This window comes from Arthrobacter sp. H35-D1, assembly GCF_030063185.1.
Lineage (GTDB): Bacteria > Actinomycetota > Actinomycetes > Actinomycetales > Micrococcaceae > Specibacter.
In genome coordinates this window covers 13,599-34,333 of sequence record NZ_JASISP010000029.1, presented here as the reverse complement: position 1 = coordinate 34,333, position 20,735 = coordinate 13,599, and the positions used below count along the sequence as shown (strand labels likewise).

24 protein-coding genes and 2 pseudogenes are annotated in these 20,735 nt (G+C 57.9%); 12 read left to right on the top strand and 14 right to left on the bottom strand.

The features are described from left to right. Positions 1–363 precede the first annotated feature (363 nt). Together QMG25_RS18720 and QMG25_RS18715 are read left to right on the top strand one after the other, a co-directional pair. Positions 364–654: a transposase gene (locus QMG25_RS18720; protein ID WP_170133339.1), complete on the top strand. Its 291-nt coding sequence runs from the start codon at positions 364–366 to the stop codon at positions 652–654. Next, entirely contained in the window at positions 609–1,547 is a 939-nt protein-coding gene (locus QMG25_RS18715; RefSeq protein WP_349307158.1) for an IS3 family transposase, read from the top strand. The genes QMG25_RS18720 and QMG25_RS18715 overlap by 46 nt, the downstream gene beginning before the upstream one ends. 277 nt (positions 1,548–1,824) lie before the next feature. Here QMG25_RS18715 and QMG25_RS18710 read toward each other — a convergent pair whose 3' ends face one another. From QMG25_RS18710 to QMG25_RS18670, 9 genes are all read right to left on the bottom strand, one after another. After that, positions 1,825–3,120 carry a cation:proton antiporter gene (locus QMG25_RS18710; RefSeq protein WP_283462596.1) on the bottom strand — a complete coding sequence of 432 codons (1,296 nt, stop codon included), beginning with the start codon at positions 3,118–3,120 and terminating at the stop codon, positions 1,825–1,827. Between the two features lie 561 nt (positions 3,121–3,681). Continuing rightward, on the bottom strand, positions 3,682–3,864 hold the full coding sequence (locus QMG25_RS18705; RefSeq protein WP_283462588.1) for a hypothetical protein: 183 nt from the start codon (positions 3,862–3,864) through the stop codon (positions 3,682–3,684). A 63-nt stretch (positions 3,865–3,927) separates the two neighbouring features. Next, positions 3,928–4,755 (bottom strand): DUF2382 domain-containing protein, encoded by an 828-nt coding sequence (locus tag QMG25_RS18700; RefSeq protein ID WP_283462587.1) that lies wholly within the window; start codon positions 4,753–4,755, stop codon positions 3,928–3,930. An 82-nt stretch (positions 4,756–4,837) separates the two neighbouring features. Further along, positions 4,838–5,557 (bottom strand): PRC and DUF2382 domain-containing protein, encoded by a 720-nt coding sequence (locus tag QMG25_RS18695; protein WP_283462586.1) that lies wholly within the window; start codon positions 5,555–5,557, stop codon positions 4,838–4,840. 31 nt (positions 5,558–5,588) lie between these two features. Then, a complete protein-coding gene (locus QMG25_RS18690; protein ID WP_283462585.1) occupies positions 5,589–6,206 on the bottom strand; it encodes an Asp23/Gls24 family envelope stress response protein in 618 nt (205 codons plus the stop codon). Between the two features lie 40 nt (positions 6,207–6,246). Continuing rightward, positions 6,247–6,615, bottom strand: a complete 369-nt coding sequence (locus QMG25_RS18685) for a DUF6286 domain-containing protein (RefSeq protein ID WP_283462584.1) — start codon at positions 6,613–6,615, stop codon at positions 6,247–6,249. 227 nt (positions 6,616–6,842) lie between these two features. After that, positions 6,843–7,268 carry an Asp23/Gls24 family envelope stress response protein gene (locus tag QMG25_RS18680; protein WP_283462583.1) on the bottom strand — a complete coding sequence of 142 codons (426 nt, stop codon included), beginning with the start codon at positions 7,266–7,268 and terminating at the stop codon, positions 6,843–6,845. Further along, positions 7,265–7,444, bottom strand: coding sequence for a hypothetical protein (locus tag QMG25_RS18675; protein WP_283462582.1), 180 nt, complete (start codon positions 7,442–7,444; stop codon positions 7,265–7,267). Before QMG25_RS18675 ends, QMG25_RS18680 begins: the two co-directional genes overlap by 4 nt. Before the next feature lie 67 nt (positions 7,445–7,511). Beyond that, a complete protein-coding gene (locus QMG25_RS18670) occupies positions 7,512–8,027 on the bottom strand; it encodes an Asp23/Gls24 family envelope stress response protein (RefSeq protein WP_283462580.1) in 516 nt (171 codons plus the stop codon). A gap of 186 nt (positions 8,028–8,213) precedes the next feature. On the opposite strand from QMG25_RS18670, the gene QMG25_RS18665 reads away from it, so the two are divergent. From QMG25_RS18665 to QMG25_RS18650, 4 genes are all read left to right on the top strand, one after another. Further along, a complete protein-coding gene (locus QMG25_RS18665; protein ID WP_283462578.1) occupies positions 8,214–8,804 on the top strand; it encodes an RNA polymerase sigma factor in 591 nt (196 codons plus the stop codon). Between the two features lie 116 nt (positions 8,805–8,920). Continuing rightward, positions 8,921–9,394, top strand: coding sequence for an Asp23/Gls24 family envelope stress response protein (locus QMG25_RS18660; RefSeq protein WP_283462576.1), 474 nt, complete (start codon positions 8,921–8,923; stop codon positions 9,392–9,394). Then, on the top strand, positions 9,387–9,782 hold the full coding sequence (locus tag QMG25_RS18655) for an Asp23/Gls24 family envelope stress response protein (RefSeq protein WP_283462575.1): 396 nt from the start codon (positions 9,387–9,389) through the stop codon (positions 9,780–9,782). Before QMG25_RS18660 ends, QMG25_RS18655 begins: the two co-directional genes overlap by 8 nt. Positions 9,783–10,229: 447 nt before the next feature. Continuing rightward, positions 10,230–10,499 carry a GlsB/YeaQ/YmgE family stress response membrane protein gene (locus QMG25_RS18650; protein WP_283462573.1) on the top strand — a complete coding sequence of 90 codons (270 nt, stop codon included), beginning with the start codon at positions 10,230–10,232 and terminating at the stop codon, positions 10,497–10,499. Between the two features lie 1,028 nt (positions 10,500–11,527). On the opposite strand, the gene QMG25_RS18645 is transcribed toward QMG25_RS18650, so the two are convergent. Then, positions 11,528–11,989, bottom strand: a complete 462-nt coding sequence (locus QMG25_RS18645; protein ID WP_283462572.1) for a MarR family winged helix-turn-helix transcriptional regulator — start codon at positions 11,987–11,989, stop codon at positions 11,528–11,530. A gap of 274 nt (positions 11,990–12,263) precedes the next feature. Here QMG25_RS18645 and QMG25_RS18640 point away from each other — a divergent pair, with 274 nt between their 5' ends. From QMG25_RS18640 to QMG25_RS18620, 5 genes are all read left to right on the top strand, one after another. After that, a complete protein-coding gene (locus tag QMG25_RS18640; protein WP_283462570.1) occupies positions 12,264–13,154 on the top strand; it encodes a hypothetical protein in 891 nt (296 codons plus the stop codon). Next, a complete protein-coding gene (locus tag QMG25_RS18635) occupies positions 13,151–13,564 on the top strand; it encodes a phage holin family protein (RefSeq protein ID WP_283462568.1) in 414 nt (137 codons plus the stop codon). Before QMG25_RS18640 ends, QMG25_RS18635 begins: the two co-directional genes overlap by 4 nt. A 17-nt stretch (positions 13,565–13,581) precedes the next feature. Continuing rightward, positions 13,582–14,145 (top strand): DUF3618 domain-containing protein, encoded by a 564-nt coding sequence (locus QMG25_RS18630; protein WP_283462567.1) that lies wholly within the window; start codon positions 13,582–13,584, stop codon positions 14,143–14,145. Positions 14,146–14,222: 77 nt separating this feature from the next. Further along, positions 14,223–15,332, top strand: coding sequence for a YihY/virulence factor BrkB family protein (locus QMG25_RS18625; RefSeq protein WP_283462566.1), 1,110 nt, complete (start codon positions 14,223–14,225; stop codon positions 15,330–15,332). Between the two features lie 240 nt (positions 15,333–15,572). Continuing rightward, complete coding sequence (locus QMG25_RS18620; protein ID WP_283462565.1) at positions 15,573–15,899, top strand: hypothetical protein; 327 nt, start codon at positions 15,573–15,575, stop codon at positions 15,897–15,899. A gap of 824 nt (positions 15,900–16,723) precedes the next feature. Here the strand turns inward: QMG25_RS18620 and QMG25_RS18615 are convergent. From QMG25_RS18615 to QMG25_RS18605, 3 genes and pseudogenes are all read right to left on the bottom strand, one after another. After that, positions 16,724–17,068, bottom strand: coding sequence for a TraR/DksA family transcriptional regulator (locus tag QMG25_RS18615; protein WP_283462564.1), 345 nt, complete (start codon positions 17,066–17,068; stop codon positions 16,724–16,726). Between the two features lie 155 nt (positions 17,069–17,223). Continuing rightward, a pseudogene (locus QMG25_RS18610) lies at positions 17,224–18,316 on the bottom strand (IS630 family transposase). 57 nt (positions 18,317–18,373) lie between these two features. After that, positions 18,374–18,523 (bottom strand): hypothetical protein, encoded by a 150-nt coding sequence (locus QMG25_RS18605; protein WP_283462563.1) that lies wholly within the window; start codon positions 18,521–18,523, stop codon positions 18,374–18,376. Positions 18,524–18,779: 256 nt separating this feature from the next. Between QMG25_RS18605 and QMG25_RS18600 the strand changes: the two genes are divergently transcribed. Further along, positions 18,780–19,517, top strand: coding sequence for a TIGR04086 family membrane protein (locus QMG25_RS18600; protein ID WP_283462562.1), 738 nt, complete (start codon positions 18,780–18,782; stop codon positions 19,515–19,517). A 494-nt stretch (positions 19,518–20,011) separates the two neighbouring features. Here QMG25_RS18600 and QMG25_RS18595 read toward each other — a convergent pair. Beyond that, positions 20,012–20,626 (bottom strand): annotated as a pseudogene (locus QMG25_RS18595) (transposase); the annotation flags it as partial. Positions 20,627–20,735: the final 109 nt, after the last annotated feature.

The window sequence follows — 20,735 nt, the reverse complement described above, 5'->3', positions numbered from 1 at the left end:
ACATAGTGGCTCCCGTTGGAGTAGATCAGTCTTGGTGGACCGAACTACTCAAATAGGAGCCACACCTCATTCCGCACTAGACACGCCGACTTGACATCAAACACCACGGCCTAACCGAACGGCATTGCGGCTAACCCCAACCAGCTGGTGAGCAGCTCCTCGCCCCTGATGCTGCTCACCAGCAATATCCAATGCTGCTCAACCCCAATAGTAGTGCTGCTCAAGCCTTCAAATACTCATCAAACAGCAGAGTGCGGACTGGTGCCAATATTCAGCACTCTAACTTCTTGCGGAAGACGTTGCGGTTGAGCGCTATTTGAGGTGTAGTAATGATGTGAGACAGTTCCTGAAAGGATTGTTCCCATGTCTTCTCGACCAACCTACTCTGATGAGTTCAAGGCCGACGCCGTCGCGTTAGCTGAATCTTCCGGCCGCCCGCTGGCTCTGGTGGCTGCCGAACTCGGCATCTCACTGACCGCCCTCAAACGCTGGGTCAAACTCTCCCGCGAAGGTCAAAGCGGTGAGGGCAAGAAACCGGATCAACCGGTGGATGCCACGAAATACAAGGCCTTGGAGGCCCGGCTTCGTGAAGTGGAACGGGAGAATGAATTCCTAAAAAAAGTTTCAGCGTTCTTCGCCAAGGAGCAACGGTAATTGATACCTACCGCTTTGTTCAGCAGGAGGAGAACGCTGGAGAAAAAGTCGCGTGGATGTGCCGGCAACTGGGTGTGCCCAGGTCCTCGTACTACCGCTGGCGTGATGCCACCGACACGCCCACAACCATCCGCCATAGGGAGCTGACCGATCAAGTGAAGTCGATGTTCGATTCCTCCGATCAGATCTTTGGCCACCGCATGGTTCACACCAAATTAGCCGCCGACGGGGTGGCTGTTTCCGTGGGAACCGTGGCCACGATCATGGCTGAAAACGGGTGGGTCGCCAGGCGGATGCGCGCCTTCAAACGAACCACCATCCCTGGCGATCCGGACAAGGTTTTCAAGGATCTCATCGGCCGTGACTTCACCGCAGCAACCCCGGGCACCCGCCTGGTCGGAGACATCACGTATTTGCGCACGGGAGAGGGATGGCTGTATCTGGCCACCGTCATCGACCTGTGCACCCGCATGATTGTCGGCTGGGCCATGGCCGACCATATGCGCGCATCCCTGTGTGTCAGTGCGCTGGAAATGGCCAGAGACAAGGGCCATCTGCAAGCAAACGGAATTTTTCATTCAGACCATGGGGCTCAATACACCTCCCGCGAACTGGGGGCTTGGTGTACCGGAAATAATATCCGCCAGTCGATGGGATTAGCCGGTGTGTGTTGGGACAATGCCGTGGCTGAATCAGCGTTCTCGTCCCTGAAGAACGAGTTCTACCACCACTACAGCTTTGATACCCGCCAGGCCGCCAGACAGGCCACCATGCACTATATCGAGGCCTTCTACAACCGGTGGAGACCACACAGCCATAACGACGGACTACCGCCGGCAACAGCCATGGCCAACTTCACTACCCAAAACCACCAACAACGCGCTGCTGCCTAACCAAAAAAGAAACTAACCAACTGTCCCAGATCCTTGACACACCTCAATTCTCGGCGCATGGTACCAGAAGCTACTAAGGGTCTGACCGAGGCACAGGATACCGTCGTGCAGGAAACGCCCTAATGATCTGGACCGTCCGGAGCGCACACATATCATGACTTGTTGACGCACGAATCTGACGCTGAACGGATCGTATTGACAATCCCATAATCCCCAAAAACGGGGCCTTGACGGTTCGCGTTTGCTTGGCGGAACGGGACTCTCGTGAACGGTGGGCTCAGACCGCGGTGGTAGGGGCTTGGTCCGGCCTACCGCGGGCTTTGGCCTTCTTGATGCGCTGAGCATCGAGATAGTTCATGACGGGGGAGGCAGCGGCACCATGCAACAGGATGGACCCGGTGACCGTCAGACCCACCATTGCCCACAGGTATTCCCCGTCTCCGAAAGCGCCTTTTTCCAGTGCATAGGCCATGTAGAACAGTGATCCGATGCCCCGGACGCCAAAGAACGAAATAACGGCCCGCTCTTGTGGCCCGGTCTTGCCTCTAGCCAACCCCAGCCATCCGGCGACGGGTCGAATGACCAGCAGGATCAAGCAGACCACGAAGATTTCTTTCCATCCGATACCAGCCAATAGACCCCGGGCGACCGCGCCTCCCAGCAGGACCAGGATCACCACGGTGAGGATGCGTTCGATCTGTTCAACGAAGTTATGCAGGATCCGGTGATAGCCGTGGGAACGCTCAGCGGCGCGGATCGTGCACGCGCCGACAAAAACGGCCAGGAACCCGTATCCATTGACCAGTTCAGCGGCGCCGTAGGCCAGGAACGTTGCTGCAAGGGCGGAGAACCCTTCGGCATTTTCGGAGAGCTTGAGGCGCTTGGCCGCGGTGGAAAAGAACAGCTTGCCCAGCAGCCAACCGGTTAAGATGCCGATGATGAACCCCGCGGCGAGCCGCCACACCAGATCCTGGAAAATCCATTCACCTAGCCATTCCCGCGGCGCCAACCCGACACTGCTGATGCCAATAGCAAGGTAGACAAAGGGAAAAGCCAAGCCGTCGTTGAGGCCGGCTTCGGAAGTGAGCGCGAAGCGTGCCTCGTCCTCATCCTGGCCTTCTTCATCATCGGTGGGTTCACCCACCTGCACCTCGGAAGCCAGCACCGGATCGGTTGGTGCCAAGGCCGCCGCCAGCAAGATGGCCGCGGCAACACCAAGCCCCAGCATCCACCAACCAAGGAGAGCCACAGCAAGGATCGACAGGGGCATCGTGATGCCCAACAACCGCCACGTGGTTGCCCAGCTTCGTATACGGAAGGGACGATTGATGGCCAGCCCCGCGCCCATGAGGGAGATGATCACGCACAGCTCGGTCAGATGTTGGGCCACGGGCCCATAATCGACCGGGTCCGGGTTGGGCAGGAAACCCAAGACCGAAAAACCCAACAGACCGGCCGTAAAGAACACCATCGGCATGGACACCGGAACCTGTCCCAGCAGTCTAGGCAGAATCGCTGCAGCCAGGGCCGCTATACCGGCGGCTAAAAACAACAACGCGACGCTATCCATGATCAACCTCGGCACCATGCTTGCATGGCCCCGAGTTCGGGGACCCCAGGGGGTCCAAACAACTTCCGGTGATCATGAATGCTCCTAAAGGTAAAAATGACTCCGGCAACACAGTTAGCGCAGGAGACTCCGGAACAACCGGCTTCCGCCAAAAACGAAGAGAACTCGATTAAGGCCGGCCACAGCCAATATCGCTCATGCCCGGACACCTCGGCGTTGGCACAGAAGATAGGACGCCGCTCGCCGGTTTAATTCACAAGACACATCTTCCCCTGCAGCATGGCAGTAGTACCAGCCCGAACGAGGCAATCCTTATACTGCTGTGATGTGCTCAGGCCCACCAGCACATAGGACCATACGTGCTGGTGGGCCTTGCACTCCGACCTGAAGGTAAGAACCCACAACGGTGCTTAGCATTGCAGGATATCGGCGGTGCTCTGGAGGGCTCTGGCGCCACTGAGCTGTGTTCAGTTGCTCTATTGGGTTCGCCCCGCTCCACGAAGAAACGGGGCGAACATGTCCTTCAGGCTTACCTGCCGGACGTTCCACGGCAGTGGGGGTGGGCTAGCCGCCCAATCCGCCGAGCTTACCCATCAGATCTTTGGGATTGATGCCGAACTTGTCTAGCAATCCGGAGTCCTTCTCGGTGTCGACCTTCTCGGGGAGTTCGGACTGGGCCTGATCGGCCTTGTCTTGGTCGCCTGTACCCTTGAGATGGTCAATGATCTGCTGCTTGTCGATCTGCATTTGTTTTCTCCTTTGCGTTGATTTCGCGTGGGATGGGGAAGAAATTCGGACGTGAGCGAGGTGTCAGCGCCTCTCTGGGTTGACGTCCTCATCGGTGTCGGTGTCGATTTGTTCCTTGCGGACTTCCTCGGTGACTTGTTGCTCTTCGGTGACAGTTTCTGTATTGAGCCGGACTCGCTCGACGGGGACGGTCTCCTTCTCCACCACGGGCCGTTCCGCGTGCAGGGTGACCTCGACTTCCTCTTCGGTGAGCTCTCCGCCGGTCATGGCAGCGTCCCGGTTACTTTCGGTGATGGGCTCGCGTTCGATACTGACTTCTTCGTGGCTGACCGGCACCGTGGTGGTCACGGTCTCGGACACCACGTACTTGCGCAGCCGGGCCTTGCCGGTTTGAACCTTTTCAGTACCGACCCGCAGCTGCTCTTCCGAACGAGTCATGGCATCATCGGTGTTCGGTCCGGAGGTGTCACGGACCTGTGCGTCTTGCTCAGCGGAGCGATCCGTGTGCTGTCCCGCTGTCGACTGCTGAGCGATGCCATCGGCGGGGAGCCCGGAATCCGAGGCTGGCTGCGAATGTCCCAGACCGTAGTACTGAAAGAGGGCCTGTTCCTGATCCACGCTCAAGTGCTCCTCGGCGTCGATCCGTGGGGCGTCTTTGACGGTGGACTTGTCGTAGGGGACGCGGATGGTGTCCTCCTCCACAGTGCCCTCGGCCAACGGGATGAAAGTTTCTGAGGTGCCAAACAAGCCCGTCTTGGCGGTGACCCACGCGGGCTGGCCTGTGTCATCGTCCAAGTAGACCTGACCGATCCGGCCGATCTCGTACCCGTTACCACCGGTGACGGTCCCGCCGCGGCCGAGCAGGTCCTGAATCTGTTCAGTGCTGATCATGGTGATTCTCCTCTGTATCGATTTCTACTGTGTAGATTTCTCGCGGCCAGCACGTGGATACGTCCTGGGGTTGTGGGGCGGATTAGTCGTTATTGTTGCCGCCGTGGGTATCGATGTGTTCTTCGCGGACTTGCTCGGTGAGGTGTTGCCGTGCGGTAATGATGTTTCTGCGGACGGTAATGCGTTCCACCGGCACGACTTCCATGGTGACCACGGGGCGCTCGGCGTACAGGATCATTTCATAGTCCCCTTCTGATAGGGGTCCATGGTTAAGACCTGGACCGTCGTCCGTAGTCGGAACGGTTTCGCGTTCAAGTCGGAATTCTTCCCGGCGAATTGCAATGGTGAACGCCACGTCTTCGGTGACGATATATTTACCCAGCCGCAATCGTTCAGTGGCATAGGTCTCAGAATGTACGCGTAGCTGCTCTTCTGAGCGGATCATCTCCACCGCGTGGTCCCCTGCGTCGGTAGTATCAACACACGTGGAGTGGTCAGCGTAGTGCCGGTACAGCCTGGCTTGAGTGGTGGCGCTGATTCCTTCGCTGGTGTCTATGGCGGGGGCGTCCATGATCTGCGCTGCTGGATAGGGAACGTGAAGGGTGTTGCCTTCCAATGTTGCGTCCTGCAGGGGCAGGAGGATATCTGCGGTGGAGGGGATGACGTTGCTAACCCGTGCCATCGCTGGTTCCCCGCTTTTGGGATCTAAATAGATCTCGCGCGCGGTCCCGATTTCCTGCCCATCCCCGGAATAGACAACGCCGCCGGTCATGATCGTTTCGAGGTCTTTGGTAGTGATCACTGCACCCTCCTGAAAGCTCGCTGGGTTCGGATTACTGCAGAACGGTACCGGTGGAGGGCCTGACTGTTCCGGTGTTTTGCTTGCGTGCGCTGACGTCGATCTGTACGCGACGTTTATGCAGGGGTGCTTCCAACGCTGTGGATAGCTCGGCCAAGGTGGTTCTTTCAACGTGGCGCAGTAATGCACGGATGTCTGCTTGATCGTTGACGGTGACTCTCAAAGTCACATCGGGCTCATCGACGGTCCCTCGAAGTATTACCGTGGAAGTGAGCACATCAGGCAGGGAGTCGATCTGGTGCTCCACTGCGCTGGCCAGAACAGACGGGTCGCAACTCGTTCGTCCTTGTGCGCCCTCTTGGTGCAGTCGGTAGGTCTCTGCCAAGTTCTTCACAGGGATTTGGGCAATGATCCACACTAGAGCCAGCACACCTACAACAACGCTGATGATCAGAAAGATAATTATCAGCCATTGTTGTGCGAAGAAAGAGTGCAGCTCGCCGGTGACGATCTTGGTGCCTGGAGCCGGGGTTTGGAAAACTTTTTGCAGAATTCCTGTGGTTTGCAGGAGCAGGGCTGCACCGGCGGCGAGAATGAGGATGCCTAGGATTGCCAGCCACGTGCGATTGAGAGTTCCTGCTGTTTGTCTCATCGAATTTCCTTGTCGATTTGATGACGGGTAGGTGGTTGTCTCATCCTTGGGTCTCGATGGTCTCGATGGTCGCGCTGATCCGCGGGACCGGGTCGAGCCCGATCGTGGTCAACCGGTCCCGGACCTCCTCAATGACACGGGAGCGAAGATCGCTGGTTTCCCGCAATGAGGTCTTCACGCTCAGATGCACGTGCTTGTTGCTGGCAGTGGCCGATACCCCACTGACGCCATCAATCTGCACGCACTGGGCCCTGACAACGTGGGCTACAGCCCGGCGGGTCATGACAGTCTCGCGTTCTTGGGCCTGGGCATCAGAGTTCGAACCACCAGTTGCGGCGCCGCTGCGCACAGTCAGTGCACTGAAGGCTCCCGGAATGAGAGCACACAGCAGCAGGATCACACCAACCACGATGGCGACTATTGCGATAGCCCATATGGATGGGCTGTCCCATGAAAGGCTCGTCAGCCAGTCCCGGGGGCTTGCTAAGAGGGTGGACCAAGTCCCGTCGATGAGTCTGGCAATGCTGGCCCAAACCAGCCCAACACTGATAGCCAGGAGCAAAATTCCGGCAACTAGAGCAGGTATGGTACGGCTGGGACGGCGGCGAAGGCGTGTAGAGCGTCCATCGTTGCGGCTCATAGCAATTTCCTTTTCCCACGGGACTCACCGTCGGTATTGGTGAGCCAACAGACTTTAATATCCACATGTCGGACTTCTACCCCGGTTAGCTCAGTGACCCTGGCCCGGATCCGCTGACGCAGATTCTCCGTTGCCTGACGTAAAGGAACGGGGTAGAGCATCCCGACTTCCACGCTCAGCGTGGCAATGTTTCCGCTCAGATCAACCGACGCCTTGGGCCTGACGGAGAGGTCCGCGTGGGCGCCGATGCCCAGAAAACCGCCTGAGGCGCCACCTGCGGCGGATTCATCGCTGGCGACTTGGCTGGCGATTTTCTCGATCACTTTATCCGCCAGCACTGTCTGTCCTCGCGAATCGATGCCACCGGCATCCCCGTCCTTGCGCGTGTCCAGTGGCTGGGCGTGCGCGCCTGGCGGGTTCATCGACTTGTTGCTTTACCGAACACGGCAGCCACGTCGAGTTTGCCTTCCGCCACCCGGCCGATCAGCAAACCGATGAAAGCTAGGACCACTGCCGATACCAGCGCCCACCAGCCACCGAAAGCTAAAACTATTCCCAGCACCAGCCCTATCATTAGGCACCACCGTGTAGTAGACATAGTCATTTTCTTCCTCTCTTTAACTCACTGGTGCACCGGGCGGGGGTTCCCGCCCGGTGCTTCTGCCTTACTGAAGTTCAGTTTTGCGTTCCTGCTGGTTTTGCTGGTCGTGCTGATCTTCCTCGGGGAGGTGGACATCAGTGACGTTGACGTTCACTTCAATCACTTCCAAGCCGGTGACGTGCTCCACTGATTGAATGACATTGCGGCGAATGCCTTGGCTGATCTCGACGATGGAAACGCCATATTCAACCACGATGGAGACATCGATGGCTGTTTGACGTTCGCCTTTTTCAACGCTGACCCCGCCGCTGACGTTGGTTTGTGATCCAGGGATGCGTTCGGTGATGGCACTGAACGCGCGCCGACCTGAACTTCCCATCGCGTACACGCCGGGGACTTCCCGTGTGGCCATCCCAGCCAGCTTCTGGACCACGGTTTCCTCGATGGAGGTATCTCCGCGGTCTGTATGTAGCGCATCATGCTTCTTGGGCTGTTCTTGCTGAGCTGCGCTGTGCTTCTGCTCTTCGGGAGTGGGCACAATGCCACTGGATGTTCCGGGGGTTTTGGGTGACTCTGCCATGAAAAACAGCTCCTTCGTGGATATGTGTGATTTCCCTTGCATAGATAAAGACGCAGCTCGGGGGTATACGTCACGCGTGACAACAAAAAATAATCCCATCCGGTGGACGCTATAGCTCCGCTGGCGTCCGGCATGTGGCATATTGGGGCCAAGCGCCGATATCTGGCTTCAGAGAACGGATAGTGCATGAATGATCACGGCCCCAGCGTGGAACAGGATGAGGGGAGTGTCGTCGCGCGCGCCCAAGACGGAGACTTGGCAGCCTTTGAACATCTCGTGATGGCCTATCAAGATCGACTGTTCCGCCTGGCCTACCGGATGCTCAACAACCGAACAGATGCTGAAGATATCGTTCAGGAAACACTCACCACCAGTTGGCGTTCCCTGCCGATGCTCGCGGACGTAGACGCCTTTAGTGGTTGGCTCTACCGCTTGGCAACCAATAAATGCCTGGACCTGCTCCGTAAGCGCTCCACCCATGCTGAAACGATTACCGATCCAGAGGAACTACGTTTCACGGCAGAAAGCGGTTCTCTCCAAGACTCTTCAGGTGCGGACCCGGCTGACCGGGCTGAGTGGTCCGCTCAACAGGGCGAGCTCACCGAGGTGCTGAACACGCTGCCGCCGGTGCAACGGGCCTGCTGGCTCTTACGCGAAATTCATGGCCGTAGTTACGCAGAAATAAGTGACACACTTAAGATTAGCCCCACAACGGTCCGCGGCACACTCGCCCGCGCACGCCAAAAAATAGCAGAAGGGATGAGCCAGTGGCGCTAGATGACACTCCCCGCCTCGGCTGCGGCCGCAGCATCGATCAGATCTGGGCCGGCATTGACCAGCCACCTTCCGGGCACGAAGAACATTGTCAACATTGCCGAACAGCCAGAACACAGTTGCAACAACTCAAGAAGGCAACGCACGCACTGGCCGAAAGCGACCAGCAGGATCCGCAGCTCAAACCGCGCCCCGGGATCACTAATACCATCATGGACATCGCCCGGGCAGAGGTACGCCGCGGTCAAAAACTCCTAGTGCGCACAACAGGGTACGGGACCATCGAGATCAGTGAACAAGCACTAAGCACGGTGATCCGACGCGCAGCAACAGCCATCCCTGGCATCCACTCCCGACGCTGCCGCATCGACATACTCCCCGGCACCAATGACTCTTCCAAAAACACCCTCACAGCCAACCCCGGCACTGATCCTGAACTGATCATCAATCTTCGCGTTGCTGCATCAGCGGACATCAATATCCCCCACACTATTGCGGCACTGCGGCGAGAGATCCGTAACGTCCTCCCGGCCGGAATAGGCATCGATGCCGGAACCATCAACATCACCGTGGAGGACCTTTACGATGTCTGAACAACCCTTTCAGGGCGCTCTAGTCAACAGCCAAATGATTGCCTCTCTAGCCGCGCGCACCGCACTGGAAACACCTGGAGTTCTCAGACTTGAACCCACCATTCAAGGCTTCCTTGCCCAGCTCGGACCCGCGGCCCTGCGCAGTCTATTAAAACCCAAGAGCCAAAACGGCAGCTACCGACATGACGGCGTCACTGCAACCATCGTCGATGGCACCGTCCAAGTTCATCTCGATATAGCCACCGACATCGCCTACACCGCCCTTTCGGTTGCCCAGTCCGTCCAAAACCGTGTCCGCGAGACCCTTCAGCACACCGGACTCACCCCCGGCCACATCCACATCAACATCCTCGCCATAGAACCCTGTACTGACACGGCCAAATCCTGATCACCGGTATCCAAGCGTCAGCACAGCACGCCCTACCTCATGCCCCACAACACCACGGCCCCTGATCCGCGGAGCTACATAGAACACCACTAAGCAGCAAGGTTCTAATACCTGAGACTGACACGCACTAAACGCTCATCTCACTCTCGCATAAACGACCCCTCCCACCATCAGACTGGATGTAGTTAGGGTCTATCTCCAATCAAGTAACGAAGAGTGGCCTTCCAGTCACCTGAAGGTGATTGTCGTTACATAAATATCGATCCGGCGGTGTCAACAGGGCCGAATCAAGGGTATTCCGCTGGCTATTTATCGTGAATCTCTAGAAAACAGTCCCGAATCGCTATACGGTCAGGGTAAGCTCTGGGCTGCAGAGCAGAACTGAATAAAAACAGAGGTCCTGCCACAGTGCACTTCACAGTAGTCACACGTTTCTAAGGAGTAATTATGGGTTTCATTGGATGGATCATTCTCGGTCTCATCGTCGGAGTCATCGTCAAGGCCGTCATGCCCGGCCGGGTGGGTGGGGGCTGGGTAACTAGCCTCATTCTGGGCGTGGTCGGCGCCATCGTCGGTGGTTGGATCGGAGACCTTCTCTTCAACAAGGGAGAAATGACGTTCTGGAGCTTGGGATCATGGCTGCTAGCCATCGTTGGCGGGTTGGTTGTTGCAGGAATCTACGGCGCCATCACTGGCAGGAACAAAAGCCACGCCTAAACCCTCCGAAATCAACAAATATCCGCGGCACGATGACTAAAAACTACAGTTCCATCTGACCGCAACGCCGCTGCCCTCATCCCTGATAATTTTGGTTCAGGGATGAGGGCATTTGGTTGAGGTTGAAGATTCGACATCGTCCAGAACAATCCAGTACCCCGGGTAGTCGTCCTGGCACGGGCGTGGGTATTGCGCGTGGCGTTGGTTCACATTAGGTAGTCGCGTTGGGTGCCGATGGGCCAGAGTTGATTGTTATTTTCTCTGGTGGGCCTTGACCCTGTGTTGGTTCGCAGCGTCAGGCTGACGACAGGGCTGCTGTGTAAAACGAACGACCGACCCGATGCCAGATTCTCTGGCCGCACTTGGTCGTTCTAACGCGAAACTGTGCACGCCGTATGTGAAGATCGTGCTGCTGTCGAATCTGATCTGGACATAGGGCCTTTGTTATGCCTGGATTACCCGGGAAGATTGCATCGCTGAGTTTTGCGAGAGCCAGGATTATCCGTTATGGCACCACGGTGGTGAAGAACCGGGAGGAGCGCCCCACACCAAAGACACTGTGCGGGTGCGGAGCCACGCATGTGCTGATTCCGGTGGTGTCGGTGCAACGGACGCATGTAAAGCACCCTCGGTGGGCCGGCTCTTGTGCCGCCGCCGGATAATAATGCTTGGAGGTCCGATGCGCTCGAGAGTAGCGCGTCCGGTTCCGCGGGCAGCCACGGCGAAATCCAGCCCAGCAATGAGCTGACGGGCGCGGCGTGGCTGACCCAACTAGCTTCGCGACCCATAGGACCGACTGTTTTCTGACTCTTACTACAGGGTGGTGTCTTGGTGGGGGATTCCATCATGGGATGGCTGAACGTGGACATAGCAAATCAGCATGATGGCATCGGGCCAGAGGCAAGAAACCGATCATTGTGCTGAACATGGTTTTGCCCGGCGCAAGCCGAAGTGGTTCCATAATTGGTTCCAAAGCCCGTGCCTTAAAATTACGGAGTACGTGGCTCGGGATTCAGATGGGGGAGTCTTCAGTTGTTTCGATCTTCTGTGTCGCCTGAGGGTGGTCTTGCGGGGGCTTGGAAGGTCTCGATTAGCTGCGTGAGGAGTTCTCGCAGGTTGTCCCAACCATCGAAGTCGTTGGGTATGGCTACGCTTTCTGTCTGGGTGGCGGCTTCGAGTGCGGTTTTCCCGGCTGTTGTGATCTGGACCAGGAATTGACGTTTGTCCGCTGGGTTGCGGGTTCTGGTGACTAGCCCTTCTCCTTCCACTCGGGTGATCACGCGCCCGAGTGTTTGGCTTCTGATTCCGGCTTTTTGAGCTAGTTGTTCTTGGTTCATTGGGCTCAGCGCCACTGCTTCAAGGGCGATGACGGCGGTGCGTGTCAGGCGGAGCGGTGCCAGTGCTTCGTCTTGGCGGTGCTGGACTAGACGGGCTGCAGTGAGGAGCAGCCGGACGTCGTCCTGGGTGCGGGGCATGGGAGACGTGACCATGCGGGCGGCCTTTCTGCTGGTGGTAGCCGAAACGATGGGGGCGGACAGTGAGTGCAGCCAACAATCTACTGCCGGGTTTCTACTGTAGGCAGGGTCCGCAGCTTTTTGGCAAGCATCCTTGCTGTTTTTTCATGGTCTACTGGATGACTTTCGAAGAATGTCTTGCGGAGGTGCGGGGACTTTGCCTATCATCTAGATCGTAACCGTGGTTAGTATTTTCATCCGGACCGTTGATTCATGTTTTCCAATGGATCCTTCCTGAAAGAGAGCGACGATGACAGAGAACTCATGGCCCGAAAACGGGGGACTCAAAGTCCCCGAGACTGGCCAAAACCCCGTGCCAGGACGGCAGGTCCCGCCCGGGCAGCCCTCACCGTTCCCGTCGGTCGCGACCGCGACACCGCAGGCTTCTGGACAGGGTGCGGATTCGAAGTCGGACGCGGCTAAAGATGAAGCGGGTGAAGTTGCACGCCACGCCAAGGATGCAGCTCAAGACGTGACGGATACGGCCAAAGACGAGGCAGCCAACGTCGCTGCTGAAGTGAAGACCAACGCCCGGGACCTGATGGCGCAGGCGAAGTCCGACCTCACCGACCAAGCTGCGAATCAGCAGCAAAAAGTGGCAGAGGGCTTGCGTTCGGTATCCACCGAGTTGCAAGCCATGGTTTCTGCCTCCGATCAGCCAGGTGTCGCCACAGACCTCGTGCGCCAAGCAGCTGAGCGGTCCTCGTCCGTGGCGTCGTGGTTGGATGCCAGGGATCCTGGCTCCTTGTTGGCTGAAGTGACGTCCTTTGCCCGGCAAAAGCCTGGTACGTTCCTGCTTCTGGCAGCCGGTGCTGGTGTGCTGGCTGGAAGGCTCAGCCGCAGCCTCAGTGCCGGCGCCCCCGACGCTGAAGTCTCCGCAGGGTCCGTCGATGACACGCACGTATCAAAGACCACGGCTCCTGATACGGCAATGACTGTCCCGCCTGTACCTGTGGAACCGCCGACCGCCGACACGAGCACAGCGGGTATGCCCGACACCTACCCGTCGAGCGTATCTGGGGCTGTCGTTCAAGAAGAGCTTGGCCAACAGCATCCGTGGGGTTCTGAACCGGCCGTGACCGATCCGCTGGGAACGGCCGATCCGCTACGTGACGATCCCTTGGACGGTGGTCATCGATGAGCAGCGAAATACCGAACACCGGGGCCCACTCCAAAGCGGAATCTTCGTCCTTGGGTGAACTTCTTGGCGAGGTCACCCAAGACATTTCCACCCTGATGCGCCAGGAAGTCGAGCTGGCCAAAGTTGAGCTCAAGGAATCAGCCACTCGGGCCGGGAAGGGCAGCGGCATGCTGGCCGGAGCCGGAGTCGCCGGTCATTTCGTCCTCATTTTTTTGTCGCTGGCTCTTTGGTGGGCCCTCGGATACCTAATCGGACTGGGCTGGTCTGCTGTTGCTGTAGCGATCCTTTGGGGAATCATTGCAGCTGTTCTGGCCATGCTTGGCCGGAAGGAACTCAAATCCATCAAGGGTCTTCCCCAAACGGGGCAGACCCTGCAGGAAATCCCTCCTACCCTCAAACCCAATTCGTAGATCAGCGAGGAAAAACGATGAGTGAAAACCCGGATGCCATCCGAGCCGATATCGAAGCGACCCGCGCACGGCTCGGTACCAATGTTGACGCGGTGGCGGACAAAGTCACCCCGTCGCACATCGTGCAACGGCAGACTGAGAAAGTTAAAGATGCCGTATTCGGAGTCAAGGACAAGGTCATGGGAGCCAGCGACCACTCCGGCGGGAACCTAAGCGAGGCAGGTGCTGGGATCGGGGACGCACCGGCTCAAGTGAAGGCTAAAGCGCAAGGAAACCCGCTCGCTGCCGGACTGATCGCCTTCGGCGCCGGGCTGCTCCTGTCATCCCTGATTCCGGCCAGCGAGAAGGAACGCGAAGCCGCAGACGCCCTGAAGACCGCTGCCGAACCGCTCACCAAAGATGTGACAGAGACCGCTAAGGAACTGGCCGAAGGACTCAAGGAACCAGCCCAAGAAGCGATAGAGAACGTCAAAGCCACCGCCACTGACGCCACTGAACATGTCAAGGACGAAGGCCAAGACGCTGTTGCTGATGTCAAGGGCCGGGCCGCCGACGCCAAGGACAACGTCCAGCAAAGCTGAGTACCGCAACCGGCCGGCCCTCCCTGACTTTCCAGGGAAAGGCCGGCCTATTGCACTTAACCCTAAAGGATGGACCCATGTCCGAGAACAACGCTGAAACCAGCAAGAGCAGCACCGCCAAGGCCCGCACGGCCCCTGCGCCTGAGGATATGCGCAAACCAGACAATCCCACAGACGTCAGCAAAGCGTCGTGGAAATACGTCGCCAAGAAAACACTGCGCGAGTTCACCAAGGACCAGTGCACGGACCTCGCCGCCGGTCTGACCTACTATGCTGTGCTGTCAATTTTTCCGGCCCTTTTGGCTCTGGTATCCCTATTGGGATTATTTGGACAGGCCGAAAAGACCACTTCCGCGCTGCTAGATATCATCCAGAACATCGCACCAAGCCAAACTGTGGATACCATCCGCCCCGTTGTCGAGGGACTTGTGAGCTCGTCCAACGCCGGCCTGGCCCTGGTTATCGGTCTTCTCACCGCCATCTGGTCCGCTTCCGGGTACGTGGCCGCCTTCGGCCGGGCCATGAACCGGGTATACGAAATCGACGAGGGCCGGGCCTTCATCAAGTTCCGTGGCACGATGCTGGTGGTCACCGTCGTCAACCTGTTGATCGTCGTCGTGCTGGCCGCGATGCTCGTGCTCAGCGGGCCGGTAGCAGAGTCCGTCGGGAATATCATCGGGCTCGGAGGAACTTTCCTGAGTGTATGGAACATCGCCAAATGGCCAGTCATGCTCGTGCTCATCATCGTGGCAATAGCAGTCCTCTACTACGCCACACCCAATGTGAAACAACCCAAATTCCGTTGGATGAGCCTAGGCTCAGCGATCGCACTAGTGGTGTTCCTGCTCGCATCGCTGGCATTCGGTCTCTACGTCGCCAACTTCAGCAGTTACAACAAAACGTACGGCGCAATCGGCGGGGTAATCATCGCACTGCTCTGGCTCTGGATCTTGAATCTGTCACTGCTATTCGGCGCCGAATTCGACGCCGAAGTCGAACGTGGACGCCAACTCCAAGCCGGCATCAAAGCCGAGGAAACGATCCAACTACCACCACGAGACACCAAAAAAAGCGACAAACTCCAAACCAAAGAAGAAGAAGAAATCCGCCACGGTCGCGAGCTACGCCAACAACACAACAACGACCCCGACCAACACAGCAACAACCACTCCCCAGAAAACACCTGAGCTAAATGAGTTTCCATTGAGGAGCGGACCGGGTCCTGATAGTGCTCAGGGTCGGCGCTAGCTGTCTCCTTGCTTTCTTTGCTCTGGCCGTACTGTCGTTAGCAGTAGTGCCGACCGACAGTGTCGGCATCGTGTCATTGGTGGGAAAGAAGCAAGTCGTGGCTGCAGGATCGCTGAAATCCGAACGGGCCATGATCATCGTGTAGGAGCCCGCCACAGAATTCAAGGAGAACACCGCCCATGACTAGCCCTGAGCACGATAAAATGCCCGGCACCGAGCCAGTGCAGATTGAAGAAAGGCTTGCTAGGCGCCAGGTGGAACTCAGAGCAACTGTCGTTGAATTCAGTGCTCGGCTGAACATCAAAAAGCAAGCCAAGCTCCAATGGGGTCAAGTTTGTAAACAAGCAGAAAACAGGGGCTTTGTGTTAGCTGACGATTTTAGGTTGGCGTGGGTGCGGGTCCAGAATGGCACACTGGGCATCCAAGCAGCCGTCCTCTCCTCAGCTCTGGCACTGATCGGCGGAATTGTACTGGTGCTCGTCTTAGTCCGTAGGAAGACAACATGAGTATCGAATGGGGGGGGAAACACCGCCTAGTCTCGATTTCGGGTATGAAGCGAGCCCCCGCGGAGCCTGCCAACGTGCCCTCCACTGTGGAGAGGAGCAGTGTCCACCTAAGTCAAGGGCGGTAGGGTGCAGAGAGCTTAAAAACCCAGCCCCGCAAGCCACGGATGCCGCTGGCTGGGTGCAGCCCCTTTCCACGCCGAACTGTTGATATTGACGCATACCAGCCAAAGTTAGGCTCGTGCCGTTGCCGCACTCACGGACCGGAACTCCACCATGTAAAGACCGGTTGAGCAAAAGCCCTTGCAATGACGAATCGTCCACATATGAGCTAATCCTGCACCAACAACGCAGCGGCGTGGAAGGTTCTGCCGGCATTTCCTTCATCAGCTCCGGAAGTGCAAAGCCCTGTTCGATGTCTCATGAACAGTGAGAACGCCAAGCTTCCCGCTATGCCCCTCTAGATATTGTCCGAATTCACAAGCGACCCCGTTTTAGTGCCCATAGTGACTGCTGGGGGAGTCGGCGGTCGAGTAGTAACCGAACAGTGGCTGGCGCTAAGCCTGCTGGGTCTATCGCAATCGCTGGTTTGCGATAGACCCCCGGCGAACCTGTAATCGCGCGGAGAAGGAAGCGATTCGTGGATCAAAAGCCACCACAAAATCAGGGCAACAATTCAGCAACACTCGGACGAGTTGCGAGAGGCTAGAGCAGGGCTAGCCACATAGCTTCTGCCCTGAAAGCACAACGAATACCGGTCCTTACCGCCAACGGCTGCACGGTTACCATTCAACCCCCTATCCGCGTGTCCGGGCAGGGGTGGGTGTTTAGCTTGTGCATGGCACGCAGCGTTCTCGAAAGGGGCGTACTTCGAGCTGGCCGATGGGGATGGGCTCGAGACAGGAGATGCAGATGCCGTAGGCGCCTGCCTCGAGGCGCTGCATCGCGTCTTTGGCCTGACTGGCATCTGCACGTGCGGCTTCAAGGAGGCCTGCCTGCATGGACCAAAGGGAAGAGAGGGTTTCACCTTCGGGATCGTGTTCATCATCGTCGGACTGGTTGCGCCGGGTACGAACCACAGCGGTGAGGTCAGCTTCGAGTTTGTGTACTCGGGCCTGTACGCGCTCTAGGTGATCGTTCAGGAGTGCTCGCTGTTGCTCGGCTTGGGTCATGGATTCATCTCCTTGATGATCTTTTGAATCTTGTTCAGAGACTCCCGCACGCCGTGGCCGTGGCCGGTCGGCTGGGAGTAGACGTGGCCACGGGGTTCGTCTGGGGGATTTTGCTGACGACCCCCCCGGGAGAATCTGCCACCACATCTCCCATCCTAGTGTCCCGCGCCGTTAATTCGTTTTAGTAGTCTTCCCAGTGATTCGAGGATGTCTTCGGCGGTCTTCGTGCAGATAAACGGCTTGGGATTCTCGTTCCATCCCTTGGCCCAGTTGCGCAGGTCTTTCTCCAGCGTCTGTACGTTCCTGTGGTCGCTGCGCTGGAGTAGTTCCCGGGTCACTTCGGCAAACAGCCGCTCGACCTGATTGATCCAGGACGAGTACGTAGGGGTGAAGTGCATCGTGAACCGCGGGTGCTTGGCAAGCCACGAGACAATGGTTGGACTCTTGGGTGTCCCGTAGTTGTCGCAGACGATATGCACGTCCAGGTCCGCCGGGACCTGCGCATCGATCTTGGTCAGGAACTTCTTGAACTCCACGGCCCGGTGCAAGCGGCAGGTGGAGGCGATCACGGTCCCATCAGAGACGTTCATTGCCGCGAACAGGCTTGTGGTGCCATGCCGTGCATAGTCATGGGTGCGCTTCTCGGGCATGCCCGGCATCATCGCCGAAGGCCGGTTGTGACCGGGACAGGGCCTGGACCTGAGATTTTTCATCGACGCTGAGGACCACCGCGGATTCGGGCGGGTTCAGGTACAGGCCCACGATGTCGTAGACCTTCTCCACGAAGAACGGGTCGTTGGAAAGTTTGAACCTGTCGGTGCGGTGGGGCGTCAGGCCAAAGGCCTTCCAGACCCGCCCGATGGTGGACTTTGACAATCCGGCGCGTTCGGCCATCTTGGCCCGGGACCAATGGGTCGCGTTTTCCGGAGTGCTTTCCAAGGTGGCGACGACGATATCTTCGACCTGCTCGGTGGTGATCGTTGCCGGTCGCCCCGGGCGTGGATCATCGCTGAGCCCATCCAGACGGTGCTGCAGAAACCGTGAGCGCCACTTCGTCACCGTCGGGGCCGAGCACCCGACCAGGGTGGCGACGTCCTTGTTTGCCATCCCCTCAGCGCAGGCCAGTACGATCCGCGAACGCAGTGCCAGCGCTTGGGCGGTCTTGCGCCTGCGGGTCCATCGCGACAGCTGCTCGCGCTCTTCATCAGAGAGGTTCAATTCGGCCGTGGGTCGTCCGGTGCGTGCCATGCACCAATTCTTACACTTATTGAAAGAATTTCAGGTGCAGGACATTAGTAGTGATCGCTATTTGTGTGGATTGTATTCATGCGTTGGCTGGTTTCCAGCTGCGGTGTGGATGCCTGTCATGTCGATGGCCGGGACGGTGGCGGGGGCGCATGCCTGCCGCAGCGCATCCGAGGCCGCGAGTGACGGGGTGACGCAATCAGTAATCATAGTAGGAGTATTACTACGATTACTACTTTAGGAGAGTTGCTGTGGCAGAACAGCCAGTGAAGAAGCGCGTCTACGCCGCCGCTGAGCGGATCAGCGCCACGGCGGACCCCCCCCCGTCGCGACAACACTAGAGTCATCGGGCCATTGAGCGGCCTATCGTGTAATTCTGTTCCATTACTACCAAGACCCCGGTACGGTAAGACTCAGCGTGTCTGGACGCATCGCCTGACACGACCTCAAAAATTGGGAGCCCATTATGTCCAGCACACCTCACTCGACGCCGCCGGTAGGCACTAACGTCAGCCATGCCGCTGCTGATACCAACACCACCGGAGTTCAGGACGATAACCTGTCGTGGAAAGAGACTTTCGTCGGTAACGACCGTTCCGAGAATGTACGCAATGTTTCTTGGGGAGCTATCTTCGCAGGAATCGTGACCTTCTTGGCCATTGTCTTCCTTTTCGCTCTGGCTACTGCTTCTTTCGGCCTTGATGGTTCCTCTACCGGGGCCACGGTCATGACCATCCTCGGCTTGGCGCTCGGTCTCTTCGTTGGCGGCGCAATCGCTGGAGCGTTGGCAGTACGTGCAGGCTTCCTGCACGGCTTCCTCACATGGGCAGGGTCCGTCGTGGCAGCCGTTGTGCTGATCACCATGATTGCCCTTGGTGCTGTCGGCACCGTTGGCGGTGTCTTGGGCACAGTGACCGAAGGTTTGGGTCAATCCGTTCAGGTCCAGCCCGGCGATAAAGTTCCTACCCCCACCCAGGAACAGCTTGATCAGGCGGGTCAGACAGTCAAGCAGTACCAAGACCAGGCCAAGCAAATCGCTGATGACGCAGCCGATGCAGCCCAGAAGGGCGCCACTACCGGCTTCTGGGCTCTGCTGCTCGGCAGCCTCGTAGCAGCAGCCGGAGGTCTCCTCGGATCCCGTTCAGTAGCCAACAAAGATCGCCACGGCAACACCCACATCCCTCGCGCTACACGGCGTGTCTGAAATTTCTAAGAACTGATTTCCTTCAGTAGAGACCTCGCCGCCCCATGGGCGGCGAGGTCTCTTTCTTGTACGCCCAGCATGGGCATTTGCTTGGAGGTGAAAGTCCTCTGGAGGAGAAGGTGGTTTAACTTCTAGCTGATGGCAACTGCGTCACCGTGAGGTGGGGTGGGAAGGAAGCCGGAGGCAAATCCCTGCACCGAGGGACACGAACCGCATAGAAGGCATATTGGTTGGGGTAAGCCGGCAAGAGACGGTGAAGCCCGTTCCACCGAAACGGCCAGTGTGTAAATGCGGCGGCGGCAGGGGGAAAGTAAATGCTCTTATCTGGGGAGATCTGTTCCAGTGCGTCACTTGTTTGTTGGGTGGAGCGGTCTGGTCCGTGAGGGCTGGTACTGATGGGACAGAAGTCAGCAGAGGTCATAGTACTCACCGGAATTTTGTTGGTGGTGGGGAAGGCGGAATTTGTCAAATCAAATGAGACGTAGTTGTGGTCGTTAATGAATCGGGGCCTTGGCTCTTTTCGCCGGGTCGTTGATTGCTGCCTTGGCCGGCAGTGGGGGTGCGGCAGGGCGGCGGGCAAATCGTTCTGGATGTGCGCCGTAGGCCCGGTTCAGGGTGGCTTGGCGTTGGTCACGCACGGCGCCGGCGGTGCCGTAATGCACGCTGGCCGGGGTGTGATAACCGATTCCTGAGTGTCGGTGCTCATGGTTGTAGTAAGCGGTGAATCCTTCCATCCAGGTCCGGGCCTCATTCACTGAAGCGAAGCGATCGGGGTAGTCAGAGGTGTATTTCATGGTCTTGAACTGGGCTTCGCTGAAGGGGTTGTCGTTGCTTGTGTGGGGTCTGGAATGGGATCGGGTGATGTCCATGTCCACCAGCATCGACGCCAACGCCTTGGACGTCATCGCGGCCCCGCCATCGGCGTGCAGGTACCCGGGCGGGTGGCCGCCGGTGTCCGCAACGATGTCCTGCACGAGGTCGGCGGCAAGCTGGCCGTCCTCGATGAGTTCAACCCGCCAACCGACCACGTAGCGGGAGAAGATATCGAGCACCACGTAGGCGTGGTACCAGATACCCTTGGCCGGACCACGCATCTTCGTAATATCCCACGACCTATGCCGATATCGGCATAGGTCGTGTTATGCCGAGGTCTTGGTTATGCCGACACCTCCGTCAGCGGCCCGGGTTCCTATGGTCGCCGAGGCCAAACTATCGGCA